General features: G+C 27.8%; 14 protein-coding genes and 2 tRNA genes. 9 read left to right on the top strand and 7 right to left on the bottom strand.

Translation table 11 applies throughout. The features are described 5' to 3' along the window. Window positions 1-39 precede the first annotated feature (39 nt). Entirely contained in the window at window positions 40-657 is a 618-nt protein-coding gene (locus ABM4_RS08885; RefSeq protein ID WP_083925400.1) for a restriction endonuclease subunit S, read from the bottom strand. 132 nt (window positions 658-789) lie between these two features. On the opposite strand from ABM4_RS08885, the gene ABM4_RS02605 reads away from it, so the two are divergent. Further along, window positions 790-1,773 (top strand): integrase, encoded by a 984-nt coding sequence (locus ABM4_RS02605; RefSeq protein ID WP_232216526.1) that lies wholly within the window; start codon window positions 790-792, stop codon window positions 1,771-1,773. Here the strand turns inward: ABM4_RS02605 and ABM4_RS02610 are convergent. Next, window positions 1,770-2,912, bottom strand: coding sequence for a restriction endonuclease subunit S (locus tag ABM4_RS02610; protein WP_083925401.1), 1,143 nt, complete (start codon window positions 2,910-2,912; stop codon window positions 1,770-1,772). The genes ABM4_RS02605 and ABM4_RS02610 overlap by 4 nt on opposite strands. Before the next feature lie 787 nt (window positions 2,913-3,699). Here ABM4_RS02610 and ABM4_RS02615 point away from each other — a divergent pair. The 4 genes from ABM4_RS02615 (at window position 3,700) to ABM4_RS02630 (ending at window position 6,185) form a co-directional block, all read left to right on the top strand. Beyond that, the gene (locus ABM4_RS02615) at window positions 3,700-4,980 is read left to right on the top strand and encodes a tRNA (N(6)-L-threonylcarbamoyladenosine(37)-C(2))-methylthiotransferase (RefSeq protein WP_048201002.1); all 1,281 of its coding nucleotides are present in this window, start codon (window positions 3,700-3,702) and stop codon (window positions 4,978-4,980) included. 635 nt (window positions 4,981-5,615) lie between these two features. Beyond that, window positions 5,616-5,816, top strand: a complete 201-nt coding sequence (locus ABM4_RS02620; protein ID WP_016358130.1) for a histone family protein — start codon at window positions 5,616-5,618, stop codon at window positions 5,814-5,816. A 221-nt stretch (window positions 5,817-6,037) separates the two neighbouring features. Continuing rightward, window positions 6,038-6,109 (top strand) — tRNA-Val (locus tag ABM4_RS02625). Window positions 6,110-6,112: 3 nt separating this feature from the next. After that, window positions 6,113-6,185 (top strand) — tRNA-Phe (locus ABM4_RS02630). 894 nt (window positions 6,186-7,079) lie between these two features. Here the strand turns inward: ABM4_RS02630 and deoC are convergent. Next, window positions 7,080-7,796, bottom strand: a complete 717-nt coding sequence (gene deoC / locus ABM4_RS02635; protein ID WP_016358131.1) for a deoxyribose-phosphate aldolase — start codon at window positions 7,794-7,796, stop codon at window positions 7,080-7,082. Between the two features lie 144 nt (window positions 7,797-7,940). Further along, a complete protein-coding gene (locus tag ABM4_RS02640) occupies window positions 7,941-9,653 on the bottom strand; it encodes a tRNA uridine(34) 5-carboxymethylaminomethyl modification radical SAM/GNAT enzyme Elp3 (RefSeq protein ID WP_016358132.1) in 1,713 nt (570 codons plus the stop codon). Between the two features lie 186 nt (window positions 9,654-9,839). On the opposite strand from ABM4_RS02640, the gene ABM4_RS02645 reads away from it, so the two are divergent. The 3 genes from ABM4_RS02645 (at window position 9,840) to ABM4_RS02655 (ending at window position 11,251) form a co-directional block, all read left to right on the top strand. Then, complete coding sequence (locus ABM4_RS02645) at window positions 9,840-10,064, top strand: PRC-barrel domain-containing protein (RefSeq protein ID WP_016358133.1); 225 nt, start codon at window positions 9,840-9,842, stop codon at window positions 10,062-10,064. Window positions 10,065-10,088: 24 nt separating this feature from the next. Then, on the top strand, window positions 10,089-10,397 hold the full coding sequence (locus ABM4_RS02650) for a DUF2098 domain-containing protein (RefSeq protein WP_016358134.1): 309 nt from the start codon (window positions 10,089-10,091) through the stop codon (window positions 10,395-10,397). A gap of 356 nt (window positions 10,398-10,753) precedes the next feature. Then, complete coding sequence (locus ABM4_RS02655; RefSeq protein ID WP_016358135.1) at window positions 10,754-11,251, top strand: DUF308 domain-containing protein; 498 nt, start codon at window positions 10,754-10,756, stop codon at window positions 11,249-11,251. Window positions 11,252-11,552: 301 nt separating this feature from the next. On the opposite strand, the gene ABM4_RS02660 is transcribed toward ABM4_RS02655, so the two are convergent. Both ABM4_RS02660 and moaC read right to left on the bottom strand, forming a co-directional pair. Further along, on the bottom strand, window positions 11,553-13,637 hold the full coding sequence (locus ABM4_RS02660; protein ID WP_016358136.1) for a DEAD/DEAH box helicase: 2,085 nt from the start codon (window positions 13,635-13,637) through the stop codon (window positions 11,553-11,555). Window positions 13,638-13,832: 195 nt separating this feature from the next. Next, window positions 13,833-14,306, bottom strand: coding sequence for a cyclic pyranopterin monophosphate synthase MoaC (moaC, locus tag ABM4_RS02665; protein WP_016358137.1), 474 nt, complete (start codon window positions 14,304-14,306; stop codon window positions 13,833-13,835). A gap of 378 nt (window positions 14,307-14,684) precedes the next feature. Between moaC and ABM4_RS02670 the strand changes: the two genes are divergently transcribed. Continuing rightward, window positions 14,685-15,101 carry a cupin domain-containing protein gene (locus ABM4_RS02670; RefSeq protein WP_016358138.1) on the top strand — a complete coding sequence of 139 codons (417 nt, stop codon included), beginning with the start codon at window positions 14,685-14,687 and terminating at the stop codon, window positions 15,099-15,101. Between the two features lie 111 nt (window positions 15,102-15,212). Here the strand turns inward: ABM4_RS02670 and ABM4_RS02675 are convergent, their stop codons facing one another. Further along, window positions 15,213-16,304 (bottom strand): glycosyltransferase family 4 protein, encoded by a 1,092-nt coding sequence (locus tag ABM4_RS02675; RefSeq protein ID WP_016358139.1) that lies wholly within the window; start codon window positions 16,302-16,304, stop codon window positions 15,213-15,215. Between the last annotated feature and the right edge of the window lie 168 nt (window positions 16,305-16,472).

The raw sequence follows: 16,472 nt of genomic DNA on the forward strand, positions 1-16,472 counted from the left end.
AATTAATTTTAAAAAGGGATTATTACAAAAAATGTTTGTTTAGATAAACATTTTTTGAAGTAAAAACTTTTTAAAATTTTTTATATTATTCAATTTTTCACAAATTAAATCAATTTTCTTATTAAATTTTAATAATTTATTAACAATACTTAATTGAATATTATATTCAGGTAACATAATAGGTATTGCATTTAATGTTTCTGTATTTAATGTAATTCCTTTTGCTGCTTGTGATCCATATTTTTCAATATTTAATGTTTTCAAATAAAAATACATAAATTCCGTAGATATATTATCAATTTTCCAAGTAAAATTTGCAATAGCTTCATTTGTATACATATCTTCTTTTAATATTGCTACTTTTCCAATAGTTAATTTAAAACTCATGATTAATGTGTCTTTTTTCACTATATTTTTATTTTTTATAGCATTTTCCGAAATTCTTTTCTTTGAATTTTTAATGTATTTTTTATTTATGTCACTAATACTTAGCCAATAATATTTGCCATTATTCCAATATTCTTCTTTTTTAGTTGATGGTGTGAATCCTTTTTTAATTTCAGCAATATTACCTAATTGATATTTAATGTATTTTATTTTATTACTTTTAAAATTAAAAATATCTTTTCTTATTTGTTTTTCATATTTTTGGTACAGTTATTTTAATAAATCCTTTTTAATGAATAAACACAATTAAAATATTTATTAAAATTTATTTAAATAATATTTATGTATACTAATGAACTTTTTATTAAATTTTGTAGAGAAAGGAATATTAAAGATAGTACTATGAAAGGATATGAATCTGCTTTAAAGAAATATGAATCATTTCATAATAAAACTATTAATGAATTACTTAATGAAGCAATTAAAGATGAAGAAATGAGAATTCCACTTAAAGAAAGAAAACTTAAGAAAAGACTTCTGGAATATCGTAATTACTTACTAAACAGTACAATGTCACCTAACACTTCAAAAACATATTTCTCAAAATTAAAGACATTTTATATACATTTTGAAATTGAAATACCACATTTACCTGATGCAAAATATGATAAAATATATGAAACAAATTATTTAGATTTACCAACAAGAGAACATATATATCAAGCACTTGAAATAGTATCAATTGACTTAAAAGCAATAATATTATTTATGTCATCATCAGGAACAGCAAAAGCAGAAACATTATCACTAACAGTAAGACAATTTATAGAGGGAACAAGTGAATATCATAATGGTGGACCACTTAATAATATATTAAATGTACTTGAAAAAAGAAATAATGTAGTACCAACTTTTTATCTAAAAAGAATTAAAACAGATAAATATTATTATACTTTTTGTTCACCTGAAGCAAGTCATGCTATAGTTAAATATTTAAAAACAAGAGAAGATTTAAAATTAGAAGATAAATTATTTGATTTTACAAGTTCATTATTGTTATCAAGATTTCAAGAAATAAATGATAATATGAATTGGGGATTTAAAGGAAAATATAGATTCTTTAGATCACATACACTAAGAAAGTTCCATGCATCCAATATTGGACTAACTGCTGAATATATTGATTCATTACAAGGAAGAAGTAAAAATATAGTACATGAAACTTATATAAAAACAAATCCTCAAAGATTAAAAAAGATCTATATGTGTGCAATGCATAATGTAATGATTTTTACTGAAAAAGAAGAAAAAGAAGAAATAATTAATGAAGAATTCCATATTACAATAAATATTTTTTTAGGTGATAAATATTATAATATCACCTAAACAAACATCTTCTGAAGAAGACCTTTTTTGAATTGTTTTATAATTAATATATTATTATCAATTTTTTCTGATTTTTGATTAATAATATTAATGGAATCAGATATTTTCTTTTGTTCTTCTAAAACAGATGGTAAATATAAACTTTTTGATAAAAAAACTTTATTGGTTATATTCATCGTATTTTTTGCACCTTTTTGTACTATTGGATGTAAATAATTTCTTGTATTAACTGATGATTCAAAATAAGCATCTAAATAGTTACCTAAATATTTTGATTTCGGTGTAAAAACCCCATATAATGGTGAAACCACAACATTTTTGTTATTTTTATTTTGTTTAATTATACCTAATTCAAATCCTCCTGTTGGGCTTTTAGTATAAATTAAATCTCCAGGTTTTACTAATTTATATTTGGATAAATCTTTTGTTGCAAATGATCTTCCTAAATGTTCAATTTGATTAACCACCCCTTTATGTACTGAAACGGAATAAACTTCTTCATTTCCAGTATATTTTAATTTATGTTCAAATAATATTTCACTAAGTTTAATTTCTTTCCAATCTGAATAATATGTTCCATCATTTTTCTTAAATTTGATTTTACCTGTTCTTAATTTTTGTATAAATCCATGTTTATATTCTTTTAGTAAGTTACTTTTCTTTTCTAATAAGTCAATTTTTTTATCGATTAATTCAATAAACATAACTATTTTATTTTGCTCTTCAATAGAAGGTAAATTAATTTTAATTTCTGATATCAATGGATATTTTAAATTCCAAGTATCTGATGTTAAACCTTGAGAATATTTCATGAATTGATATATCATATAATGTGTTTTAAAATAATAATAAAAGAATTTTGAATTTATATTATTTTTTGGTGATAATATAGTATATGCGGGACTTACAATACCTTCATAATCAGAAACACCACATGCACCTTGCCACATTCTCATAGAATTATAAGCAATGTCTTTTGGTAAAACTCTTTTATAATTACTTTTATTTGAATTTGACATGTCTTTAGAATCTAAATCTTTAGTTTTAATAACTCCTTTATTTATAGTTACAGATAATAATTCTAAATTAACATATCCCTTTTCTTTTCTTTCATTAAATATATCTTTAATTTTAACAATTTTCCATTCATCTTTGAACTTCCTGAATCGTAATTTCGGTACTAACTTTTCCTGTTGATTAAATTAAATTAAATTAAATATTTTAGAATAAAATTTGTAACTAAAAACACTTCAAAATATAATTTACTTAAACTTGGAGATATTGTATGTGCTAAAACCCCACTAAATATTTTCTATTAAGTATAATTAAACAAATTAGAATTTAATAGAAATGTAATTGTATTTCCATTAAATGTGTTTTACTTCTGAAACATAATATTCAGGTTATAATTTAAATGATTATTTTGAATCTTTTCAGTAATACATATAATCTTATCGTGCTAAAAGGAGTTAAAAACACAAGGAATATAAAGTAACAAAACATTCTTATTCAAATCTTTAATAGTTCCAGTTGACTCTGAAGAACAAAAATTATCTCTAATTTCTTATTTAACATTGAAAAAAATTAATTTTAAATAAGATTAAAATCAATAAAATTAAGAATTCTAAAAGGGCTTACTACAACAAATGTTTGAATTTCTGCTTTTTCTATTTTTTATTTTTAATATTTTGTAAATATCTTTGTGATTCAAATCCAATTGTTTATTTATCTGAGATTTTTAAATTCATTTTTAATTTAGTATTAAACCTGAAATTTCAATTAATCCTAGTTTTTCCAATAAGCCATAAGATATATATAAAAATTAAATAATTATATAAACAGTAAAGTAATATATTATCTTATTATTAATTAAAAATTTAACATATTATTTTTTATAAATTACTTAGGGTTCTGATTATGAGTCAAATTAAAGTATCTATTGAAACATTTGGATGTACTTTTAATAAGGCGGATTCTCAGATTATGGCAGGTGTGCTTGCTGAAAACGGTATGGAGCTTGTTGATAATGCTGAGGATGCCGATGTAATTATTGTAAACACTTGTTATGTAAAACAACCAACAGAAAATAAGGTAACTAACAGGATTCAAAAACTTCAGAAACATTATCCCAATAAGAAGGTTGTTGTCAGTGGATGTATGGTTGAGATAGATCCGGAAAAACTTGAGAAGATAGCTGAGGACGGAACTTCCTGGATAGGGCCTCACCAATTAGATAAAACTGCTGATGTTGTAAAAGCAGCATATGAGGGTAAGACTGAAAGGGATATAGGTTTATCCAAAAAAACAAAAGTAGGTCTTAAAAAGGTTCAAAGTGATGATAAAGTACACATCATTCAAATATGTGAAGGATGTATGGGAAAATGTACTTTTTGTTGTACAAGACTGGCTCGCGGACCCCTTCATTCTTATCCAATAGCAGATATTAAAGCCGAGGCAGAACAAGCTATTAAAGATGGTGCTGTGGAAATTGAACTCACTGCCCAGGACACTGCAGCATTTGGTCATGACACCCATGAAAAACTATCTGATTTAATCAAAGAGGTTGCAAGTTTAGACGGTGATTTTAAAATTAGGGTTGGAATGATGCATCCTAAAAACATTTTCGATGATGTTGACGGTATAATCGAGGCATTTAAAATGCCAAAGGTATATAAATTCATGCATCTACCTGTACAAACAGGTAGTGATAAGGTTTTAAAGGACATGAATCGTCGCCACACAATTGCAGAATATAAGGATTTTGTATCAAAAGTTAGAAGTGCGATTCCGGATTTAACCCTTGCAACTGATATTATAGTAGGTTATCCAACAGAAACGGAAGAGGATTTCGAGGAAACTATAAAATTATTAAGGGAGATTAAACCAAGCTTAATACATCTATCTAAATATAGACATAGAGAAGGTGCCATTTCCTCCTCACTTAAGGAAATTCCATTTAAAGTAATGAAGAGAAGATCTAAGGAACTTACCAATATCAAGGAAGAGATAACCGAGGAAGAGAATAAACAATTAATTGGTAAAACATTAGAAACTTTAATTGTTGGTAAGGGTTCCAAAGGTGGATATATGGGAAAAACATATTCCTATATTCCGGTAATTCTTCCTGAGGCTAAAATTGGTTCTTTTGTCAATGTTAAAATAAACGATGCTACAAGCACCTATCTATTAGGTGAGATTGTAGATTAATTATTCTTTTTTTAACTTATCTAAAAATTGTTTACTTTTATTTTTTTTAAAAATAAAATAATACTATTTTTTAATAAATTCATAAGATAAGTTTAATAATTTTATTAGTATAAGTGATATTTTTTTTAATCTTTCTAAATTCCATTAACTGCTAATATTTTTATGTAATATTTATCTTTGTCTTCTGTTTTGAAATATTAAAACATTATTTAAAACATTAAAAAATATATTGAATTTTAAAGGTCTTTAAAGATATATTCTAATTAATTTTCTTTTATTTTATTAATTAGGGTATTAAAACAATTTAATTAATTGATTTAAGAGATATTATTAATTTTTATAAAAAACATATTTTATTTGTTTTTTTAAACTATTTTAAAGATTATTTGTTCTTTTATTCCTAATTTGAGATATTTAAATAGATTTAATTTTTGAATTTTTTAATTGCTTATAATGCCAGTTTAACTTATAAGTTTTAATTTTTTTAGTATTTTTTAATAGTAATATGTTAATAATTTTTTAATTCATGATAAAAATAATATTAATTATGTTGAGTAAATATTAGCTTATTTTAACCATTTTTTAACGAAACCTTTATATACTATGTAAAACAACTATTATTTGGAGGTGAAAAAATGAGTGAATTACCAATCGCACCAGTCGGTCGTATCTTAAAAAATGCTGGAGCACAAAGAATTTCCGATGAAGCAAAAATTGCATTAGCTGAAGCTTTAGAAGAACAAGGTGAAGAATTAGCAAGAAAATCTGTTGATTTTGCACGCCATGCTGGTAGAAAAACTGTCAAAGCTACTGATGTAAAATTAGCTATCAAATAGGTTTTTTAATTTGCATCCAGTTAGTGATGAATTTTTTTATAAGTTTGGCCAGTTCTATGGCCAATTACTTATTTTTAAATTTTTTTAGTTAGACTATTTTTTAGTGTAATTATTCTTTGGAAAAGATTTGATATTTTTTAAAAAATCCTTAGATTTTAATAAAGAAATAGTAATCTTTATATATGAGAATCTATAAACTATAATAGGTATGTATGTTTGTAGGTCCGGTGGTCTAGGGGTATGATACCTCCTTGACGTGGAGGGGATCACGAGTTCAAATCTCGTCCGGACCATATGCCATGGTAGTTCAGATGGGAGAACGCTAGACTGAAGATCTAGATGTCGCTGGTTCAAGTCCGGCCCATGGCACTAGATACATCTTTTTTTAAGATTTTATTTTTTAAATTTCAACTATTTTTGTAATTTTTGTTTTATATTATTTGTTTAGTTTATTTTTATTGTATTTTTTATTGTATTTGATTTTTTTAGCTAGTTTTTTGTATTTTTTTGTTGTATATTTTGCTTGTTTAGTTTATTCTATTGCATTTTTTGTTGTATTTGATTTTTTTAGCTATTTTTTTAGTAATCTCTATTTTGATTTTTTCAATTTGTCCTATATTTGAAAATTCATGTTTCAAATATATCTTGAAAATTACCTTTTGATTTTAAAATTTTAATATTATCAAATTTTTATTAAAGATATCTATATTTACAAATTGTTATTTCCTGATATAAAATTAGATACAAACTAAATTCATGTTACAGTTAATTTAATTAAATAAAAAATATTTAAATAGAAAATTATTATTTCACATTTTAATTAAATGATGGAATTTTTCAGTATGGATTATGGTTTTATAGTTTAATAATTTTTTCAATTTAATTTTCCATTGTAATTTTAGAATTAAGTTTTTAAGAAATAGATATGTGGGTTATGGTTAAGGTTCAATTTTTTCGTTGAAGTTAATTTCACTTAAAATTTGATGATTTATAGGAACTTGTAATTTTAGAATTAAGTTTTTAAGAAATAGATATGTGGGTTATGGTTAAGGTTCAATTTTTTCGTTGAAGTTAATTCTACTTAAAAATTTGATGATTTATTGAAACTTGTAATTTTAGAATTAGAGCTTTTATAGAAATAGATATGTATATCTTATAATTATAATGAAGTTCAATTTTTTAATTGGAACTCTAATAAAAAATAGTAAATTATTTAATTAAAATATAATCTTTAAAAATTAAAAAAAGTAGAAGAGGAAATGTTTATAAACTAATTTTTCTAGGTTTATAAGCTTTGTTCTCGAGTAAATTTTGATATTCTTCAAGAATAAGATTTGCAGTAGATGATCCGATTCTACTTGCACCTGCAGCTAAATATCTTAAACAAGTTTTTTGGTTTTTAATACCTCCAGATGCTTTAATCTCTGTATGAGGTGCTGCAGTTGTCATTATTTGAATATATGTGATCATTTCATTAAAGGTATTGTTTCCTGTAAATCCTGTATTGGTTTTAATGAAATCTGCATCACTCTTATCAATCAATTTACTGATTTTTCTAATGTCGTCTTCCTGGAAGTAATTTGTTTCAATAATCACTTTTAAAATTCTATCACCAATTTCAGCTCTTACAGCTGAGATTTCCTCAAGAATAAGTTGGTAATTTCCATTTTCATATGCAGGAATATTCATTACCATATCAATTTCATCTGCTCCATCTTCAACAGCAATCTTAGCTTCTAATGCTTTTACCCTTTTATCATTAGTACCTAATGGAAAACCTACAACGGTTCCTACTTTAACGTCACTGTCTTTAAGTAATTCAGATGCTAATTTAACGTAACAAGGACTTACCACAACAGAAAACATATTCCAATCATCTGCAATTTGACAGAATACCTTCATATCTTCTTTTGTAGCAGTATTGTCTAAGTAAGTAAATTCCATACTTCTTGCAAGTTCTCTTGGTGATTTATTCTTCATAATTTTACCTCGTTTTTTCTCCCTACTAATTTCTTAATTATAATTTTAAAAGTATATAAATATTTATAATTCATATATAACTTTTCTTATATAATCCTAACCGAAAATTTTTTATAGTAACAAATCTGAGTTGGGATTTGGATTTTATATCAGTTTTTTTGCCATATATGGTCCTTTTCTTTCATAACCAAATTTACGGTAATAGTTTCTGGTACCGATTCCACTTATAATCAGTATTTCCTCTTTGTTGTTGTCTATTGCAATTTCCTCGGCCCTTTTAAGTAACTGTTTTCCAAAGCCTGTATGCTGACCTATCTTATTTGATTTTTTACCAATATGTATAAGGTTTCCATAGACATGTAATTCACGGATTAAAGCTGATTTGCCGGTAATCTCTTCTCTGAATGTCTGCGGTGATGGAAGTCTTAGTCTTAAAAATCCTGCAAGACTTTCCTCGTTTTTATCTTCTATGGACAGGAAATGTTCTACACCATTACAGCAGTCGTAACTTTCCTCGAATAATTGATAATCGTCGATTGTATACTCCTCTTTTGTTTTTTTATGGCCTATTTCTCTACATCTTATACATTGACAGTTAATGTTCTCCTCTTCAAGTCTTTTATATACAAATTCTCCAAGATTTGAATTGGATATTCCTCCCTGTATTAAGGTTGTTGGAATATCCCTCTGGATTCTCATGGTCCTGACCCATTTAGGTAGTATCTTTTTGATTTCAACTATTAAATCAACAGCCTCTTCTGTGGTATATGGTTCATATCCACCCTTAAGCCATAGATCGTATAGTTCACTACCCTTGGTTACAAGTACCGGATAGATCTTTAACATATCCGGCTTATAGTTCGGATCTGTAAATATGGTTTTAAACATTTCAAGATCCTCTTTCTGGTTCTGGAACAGTCCGGGCATAAAGTGCATTGCAACTTTAATGGCAGAATCTCTGAGGTTTCTATTTGCATTAATACTGTCTGCTACGGTATGGCCTCTTTTAACACGTTTGTAAATATCGTCATGTATGGTCTGAACACCTAATTCGACACGCGTCACTCCCATTTTCAACATTCTGTTTATGTGTTCGGGTTTGCAGTAATCGGGTCTTGTCTCAAATGTCATTCCAATACATCTTATCTTGGAGGATTCATTTGCCTTTTGAATGTCCTCTAGAATCACATAATCATTTGGCTTATATGGTTTTACAAGTCCATTGGAATATGGTGGATATTGTTTTAGAATATTCTTATCAATGTCATCTAAATCCAGATTTCTTGTGCTTCCATGATGTTTAATCTCAACATCATCAAGAACAATACCAAAATCAACCATTGCCTTAAGACATTGGGAGACAAACCATTCCTGATAACAGATGTCCAATGACGGGAAAGTACCCCCCATAATAATAAGCTCAACCTTGTCTATAGGGTGTCCTACTTTGTGAAGTTGCATTAATCTATTGTAAGTTTGAATATAAGGATGGAATTTAAACATTCTTCCACGTAAGGCAGCAGGTTCCTCACCGGTATAACTTGGAGGTGCTGTACTACTTTCAGGACAGTAAAAACATCTTCCATGTGGGCATTTATGTGGATGGCACATAACCGCTACAATTGCAACACCTGATAAAGTTCTGGTAGGTTTTTTCTGAAGTATTGGTGTGATTAAATCCATCTCCTCGTAGCTTGCACGTTCTAAAATATCCGCATTGCTCATAAATTTAGAAAGTTTCATCTGTCTACATAACTGTCTTTTTTCAACTTCTAAATCCTTACGATTCTGGATTTGACCATTTAGAATATTGTCAATAATAATTCTACAAGCTTTATCTAATGTTTCCTCTGTCATATTATCCTCAAACATAATGTTAAAATACTTTCTTTTTTAAAAAAATAATAAAATCAGTTCTAATTGAATATTTAATTTTCTTAATAGAAATATATTAGTTAATTATTTATATTTTTATTGTTAAATTCTTAATTAATTAATATTTAGATTTAAATATTTTTAAAATTTATTTAGGAGAGACTTCTCATGAAGGTTAAAGATTTATTAGGTATGAAGGTATTGGATACTGATGCTAAAGAAGTTGGAAAAGTAGTGGATGCTGATTTTGATAGTGAATCTGGTCAAATCCAAAAACTTACAATTTCTCTTAAAAAAAATATGATATCTAGTGATGAGGTTGTTGTAAGATATGACAATATTAAAAGTATTGGGGACTATGTATTATTAGATGTTAATATAATTAAAGGATAATTTCATTTTGTAGAGATGATATTAATGGATATTTTAGATGCTATTGGTAGGGTAATAGAGGAAGGTAAAACTGTCCGATATATACCTACCGGTACTACTGGTGAAGTAGAGGATATGCGTATTAAAGATGATAAATATTGGGTTAAGATAGCTAATACTAATATGTGGTATGTTACCAGTGAGGTAGAGGTTTTATCTGAGGATGAAATCATTGATAAAAAAGATTATAAACTTGAGGATACTACCAAATTCGATGAGGAAAAATTCAAAGAAAGACAAAGACAATTTGCTGATGCAAGAATTGATGATCAAGTAGCTGATGGTGGAGGTTAAATCCACTATTTTCCTTTTTGGATTATTTTTTAATACAGAGTTTTCTCTGTTTTATTTACTTATTTTCAATCTTTAACGATTTTTATTCAATATTGGCTATTTTGATTCTTATAACCTATTTTTTTATTTTCCATAACTCCTATTTAATATGGGCTTTTTTTCTATTTCTACAGGTTTTACATAACTTTTATTTAATGAACTTCATTTCTGTTTTATTTACTTATTTTTTTAATCTTTAAGATTCTTTTTTAATTTTAACTTGTTCATTTTTTATTAAATGTCCATTTTGCTTATTAAAAGTATATATACTTCTTAATTATATTTTAAATTAGAAAATAATTATCAGAGGTGAGGATATGAATGATTTAACTATTACAGGAATAATTACAATTGTTGTCGGAATCATTATTTTAGCATTTCCATACTTAAGCCAGACATTTTTATCATTTATATTTGGACTTATCTTCATAATTCTAGGTATTTATTACTTTATTAGAGGATGTTGGGAGTGGTCTAGTTACGCCGCTCATTCACTTACTAAGATATTTCTATCAATCTTAAGTGTAATATTGGGTATCTGTTTAATTGGAAATATCCAATTATTTGATGCGATATTTGGATTAATATTTTGGATTGTAGGTTTAATAATGGTAATATTTGCAATATTAAATATTTATTATAGGGAGTACGGTCCACTTAGAGCTACGGCTATTATAATGTTGATCTTAGGTATTATCACAATAATATTGGGTTGTCTATCATGGCTTAATCCTTTCTATGTAGCGCTTATTCTTGCAATAAGCTTAATCCTTGATGGTTTAGGATTTATATCTGCAGGATCTAATATCTATTAAAAAATATCCCTTTTTTTATTTATAAAGGGTTATTTCTATTTTTTTATTATTTCAATTAAATAAGAAGATAAAATGTTTTCATTTATTTTTTGATTAAACGAATAAACTTTAATTTATAAATAAAAGGATTAACTGTTTTTATTTATTTTTTGATTAAATGAGTAAATTAAAATGAGTAAATTTGACTAAATAATTGAATTAATTGTTTTTATTTAATTAAATAAAAAAAGTAATGTTTTTAATTATTTCAATTGAATAAAAAAGAGTAAAAAAAATGATTAAATCTATAATGGATTTAATCTTAATCTGTATTATAATGTTCGGCAAATTCTTTAATGCTTTTTGCAAGTTTTTTGCCGATTCCATCAATCCTTTGAAGTTCATTTTCAGATGGAACCCTTAAATCATCACCAAAGGCATTAACGACTGCCCTTCCACGTCTTCTTCCAAGACGTTTTACACCAATTACAAGAGGTATTATATCCTCTTTAACTCCATAGTAAAGTCTTGCAGATAGTTTATCCAATTCGTTGGAGTATGAGAATTTACCTAAAACCTCAAATGTGTCTTTTACAAATTTGACGAGTAATGATGCATCTAAAGCACAACGTCTACATGAAGCAGAATATACCTGGTATTTATTTTCTATTTCGAATTCCGTTCTCTCGTCAATCCATTCCATAAGTGAAACTGTAGTGGCTTCGGGGTTTCCAATATCGGTTACAAATAATCCAAGTGAAGCCATCTTCTCACGGACAGGATCCTTATTTTTGCGTGCTTTAAATGATATTAATGGTAAGTCTGGTGTCTGGCTTAGTAGGTAGATTAACTCTCCAATATTGATATAGTCATTAACAACATTTGTGTATTCTTTAATCTTAACTGCTGTTTCAACTGAATAATTGGATTTGGCAATGAGTTGACCAAACTCGGTAGTTTTAAGTCCTTCTGGTGTTGGTCTTAATATTCCATTTTCCATTAGGAATTTAAGGGAGGTTTCTATCTCATACTTAAGACTTTCCTCTGCAAAGAATTTCATTGATTCATTTGCAGTCATTTGGTAACCGTATAATGTTTTTGAAAAGAAATCGAATAATTTCTCAGGGGTTTTGGAAAGTGATGAGGCGACCTGTGCTATTATCTGTTTATAGAATGCATCTTTATTGTCAACAAGTTTTGAATTAGTTGGCTCGATTTCACCATTTACATATTTTTCCTTAAGTAGCTCAGACTCATCCATTGTCTTTGCAAGTAAATATGAGAATCCCTCATTGTCATATAATGGTCTTCCAGCTCTTCCAGACATCTGTTCATAATCAAATACAGGTATTTCCTGAGGACCGTTTTTAGTCCAACGTGTATAGTCACGGATTACAACTGACTTTGAAGGTAGGTTTACACCGTACATTAAACTTGGTGTTGCAACAATCATTAGAATATTACCTGCTCTAAATTCGTCTTCAATAATCTCTTTCTGTTCAGGAAATAGTCCTGCATGGTGGAAAACGCAACCATTCTTTGCAGCCTCTGCAAGCTTTAAACAGGTGCTTGTTGGTCTTGACCCTTTCTTCTCAGGTACTTTAAGTAGTTTGTCTGCAACTTCATTAAACTTAGCCCTATCTTCCTTTGAGATTTTATTTTTGATTTTACCTGCCACATATTTTGCAAGACTTTCTGTAAATCTTCTTGTAGATACAAATGCAAGGGCCTGGGAGTCCTCATTCATTGCCTTTTCTATAATCTTTACAACAATGTCATTTTTACTTTTAACATTGAACATCTCATTGTCAAGAACTGTTTTAACAAGTGGAACCGGCCTATAGTCATGTTCTACAACTTTTGCATCTAACCAGTTTTGAATATCCTCCATATTGGAAAGTGTTGCAGAAAGAGCTATAACTCTAAGTGATGGATTGACAATTCTTGCCCTTGTGAGTGCACATTCTATTGTAGGTCCACGGGTATCCTCTCCAATCATATGGAACTCATCCACAACTATGGTGTCAATTTCCCTTAATGTATTCCATGAGAAACGACTGATTGCATCAAAGCTTTCAAAAACCATTACAGAAAGATCATTGTATCTTGGAGATTTACCTACCTTTATTCCGAATTCCTCAAATTTTTTGAATTCTTTAACCTTTTCATTTTGAATAGAAACTAATGGAACTGCATATATTGCTTTTCCACCATTTAAAATTGTTTTTAATAAGCCAAGAACTCCTAAAACCGTTTTACCACTTGCAGTTGGAATAGCTATAATGTAGTTAGAATCGTCATCAATATATCCACTTTCAATAACAGCTTTTTGAGCAGGATTAAATTCTTTAATATATGGATATGCAGTTTGAATTACCTCTTTTAAATCATTGTCTAAACTTTCCATATGAATCCATCTTTAATTTATTTCATTATAAATTTCTAATACTTTTTATATAAAATCTAAGTAAGAGCATCTGAAAAATAATCATTATCTTTTGTTTTAGAAAGATATTAAATTCTTAATTTAGTTTTATTATTCTTTTATATCCTCTCTTTTTTAAGGACTTAAATTTTATATCAAGTTAGTTTTATTATTCTTTTATATCTTCTCTTTTTTAAGAACCTCAATATTGGAAATATTGGTATCTGGATATTGGCCGTTTTCATCCTTTTCAACAGCTTTAACCATATCCCAAATTGTAAGAAGTGCTACACTACAACCTGTAATTGCTTCCATTTCAACACCGGTCTGTCCTTTACTGTTAACACTTACAATACAATTGATATAATTCTTATTTGTTTCAAATTCAATTTCAATACCTGTGATATGTAACGGATGACATAGGGGTATGATCTGAGATGTGTTTTTAACTGCTTGAATTCCAGCTATTTGGGCAGTAGTTAAAACATTACCTTTTTTAATCTCTGAATTTTCAATCTTTGAGATTGTACTTTCCTTTAGTAAAATATTTCCACTTGCAACTGCTTTTCTAGTTTGTTCTGGTTTTTTCCCTACCTCTACCATATGAACTCCGTCTTCTGTTAAATGTGTAAATTCTTCACCACTACTCATAATATACCTCTTAAAATTTCATTGAAATTATATTATATTTTAATATTAATTTAATATATTATATATTGAGATTATTCTATTAAAAACTTAAATGATTTAGATTAATTGAAATTTTACAAGAATGTTTATTTTTACTAACATGTCTTAAAATGGTAGATAAATAGATTTGCTTCAAGGGTTTTAGATAATGTCTTTAGGATATCTAGGAGTAGTTTCTAAGGCTGTTTATTAAAGGACTTTTTAACTTGAATATTCTTTTAATTATGTGGTTCGGGATTTTTTTTACCCAAACTTATATATACACATTATAATAGATTAATTAATATATATTTATGTTAAATTATAATATTATTACAAAATTAATGAGAGGTAATTATCATGAGTGACAATGAACATGGTGGAGACTTTGGTCTTGGAGAACCTAACGATGCTTTTGCAGAATACTTTATTGGACAATCCTATTTGAATCCTTTAGTTGGTCCAGATGCTAACTTGTTTTTGGCAAATGTGACCTTTGAACCAGGATGTAGAAATAATTGGCATATACATCATTCAACAAATGGTGGAGGTCAAATTTTAATATGTGTCGATGGTGAAGGATGGTATCAGGAAGAGGGTAAACCAGCTCAGAGTTTAAAACCTGGAGATGTTGTTGAGATACCTCCGAATGTTAAACATTGGCATGGTGCTAAATCTGATTCCTGGTTTTCACATATAGCTATTGAGGTTCCTGGTGAAAACACAAGTAATGAATGGTTGGAAGAAGTTTCCGATGAGGAATATTCTAAATTGTAAATCATATTTATAAGCCTAGTCAATTTAACACCCCCCTTATTACAAAACCTAATTATCATTAAATTGGCTGGCTTATTTACTTAATCATTATAAATCAATATTTTCTTTAACTTATTCTATTTTGTCATAGGGTATTTCTACTTTTGCAAAATCCATGGCCCTACTGCGGGCATTTGATTCAAACTTATTCTTTAAATCCTCGTTAGTTAAAATCTTGGTAATCCCTTCATTAATGGTACTGGGATTTTCGGGATCTATTAAAAGACCAACATCCTCGTTAATGATTTCTTTAATTCCACCTACATTACTGCCAATAACTGCCTTACCACATGCAAGTGCCTCTATAAGTACAAGTCCGAAACTTTCACTATGGGAAGGTAGGATAAGCATATCGCAGCTTGGTAAGATATTTTCAACATCTCCCCTTGAACCTACAAAATAGATATTGTCCAAATCCTTTGATTGTTCTTTAAGCCTTTTGGCCTCAGGTCCGTCACCTACAACTAAAAGATTATATGGAATGTCACTTAATCTTTTAGCATCAATTAAACTATTCACATTTTTACGTGGAATTAGATTACCGACAAATGCCACAATCGGATAATCGTTGTTGAGATTGTAATCCCTTTCAAGCTCCCCTCTAAAATTATAGTCATTCTCTATCTTAAATTTAGAAATATCTACGGAGTTATGGTGTATTCTAAGTTTAGATTCTAATCCTTTAATATCAATCTTAAGCATATCATCTTTAAGGGCTTCACTTACTGCAAGCACAACATCTGCATTCTTTAAAACCTTCTTGATTATGTGGTGTGAATATGCTTTTTTATTATACAGTTCAAAAATATCGGATCCATGTGCTGTAACATATGTTTTTATTCCTTCTGATTTACCGACTTCAACAGCTATAAGACCTGCAGGCACTAGATAATGGCCATGGATAATGTCAATATCCTCTTTTTCAACTAGTTTTTTAAGTTCCTTTTTACCATTAATATAGAATCCTAATCCTCTAAGTCCGGGGATATTTATTCCTTTAGTTCCAATTACATGGATTCCATCAATATCCTTAATATCTTTGTGTGGATAGGTAATCACATATACCTCATGGCCTTTTTTAACTAATTCCTTTGCAAGTGAATGTATATGAACACCTACACCACCAATATGTGGTGGAAACTGACCTATCATAGCTATTTTCATTAAAACACCTTTAAATATTTCTAAAATTAACACTGTTTATAAAATTGTTTTAATATTTATCTATTTTATTTTTTAAAATTAGCTATTTATTAAAATTATTTTATTTGGGATTTCGTAAAATACGTGAAAAGTAGTTTATAAAAATATTATTTTAAATGTTAAAGTTGT

Origin of the sequence: Methanobrevibacter sp. AbM4, from assembly GCF_000404165.1 — an archaeon.
GTDB classification, from domain to species: Archaea; Methanobacteriota; Methanobacteria; order Methanobacteriales; family Methanobacteriaceae; genus Methanarmilla; species Methanarmilla boviskoreani.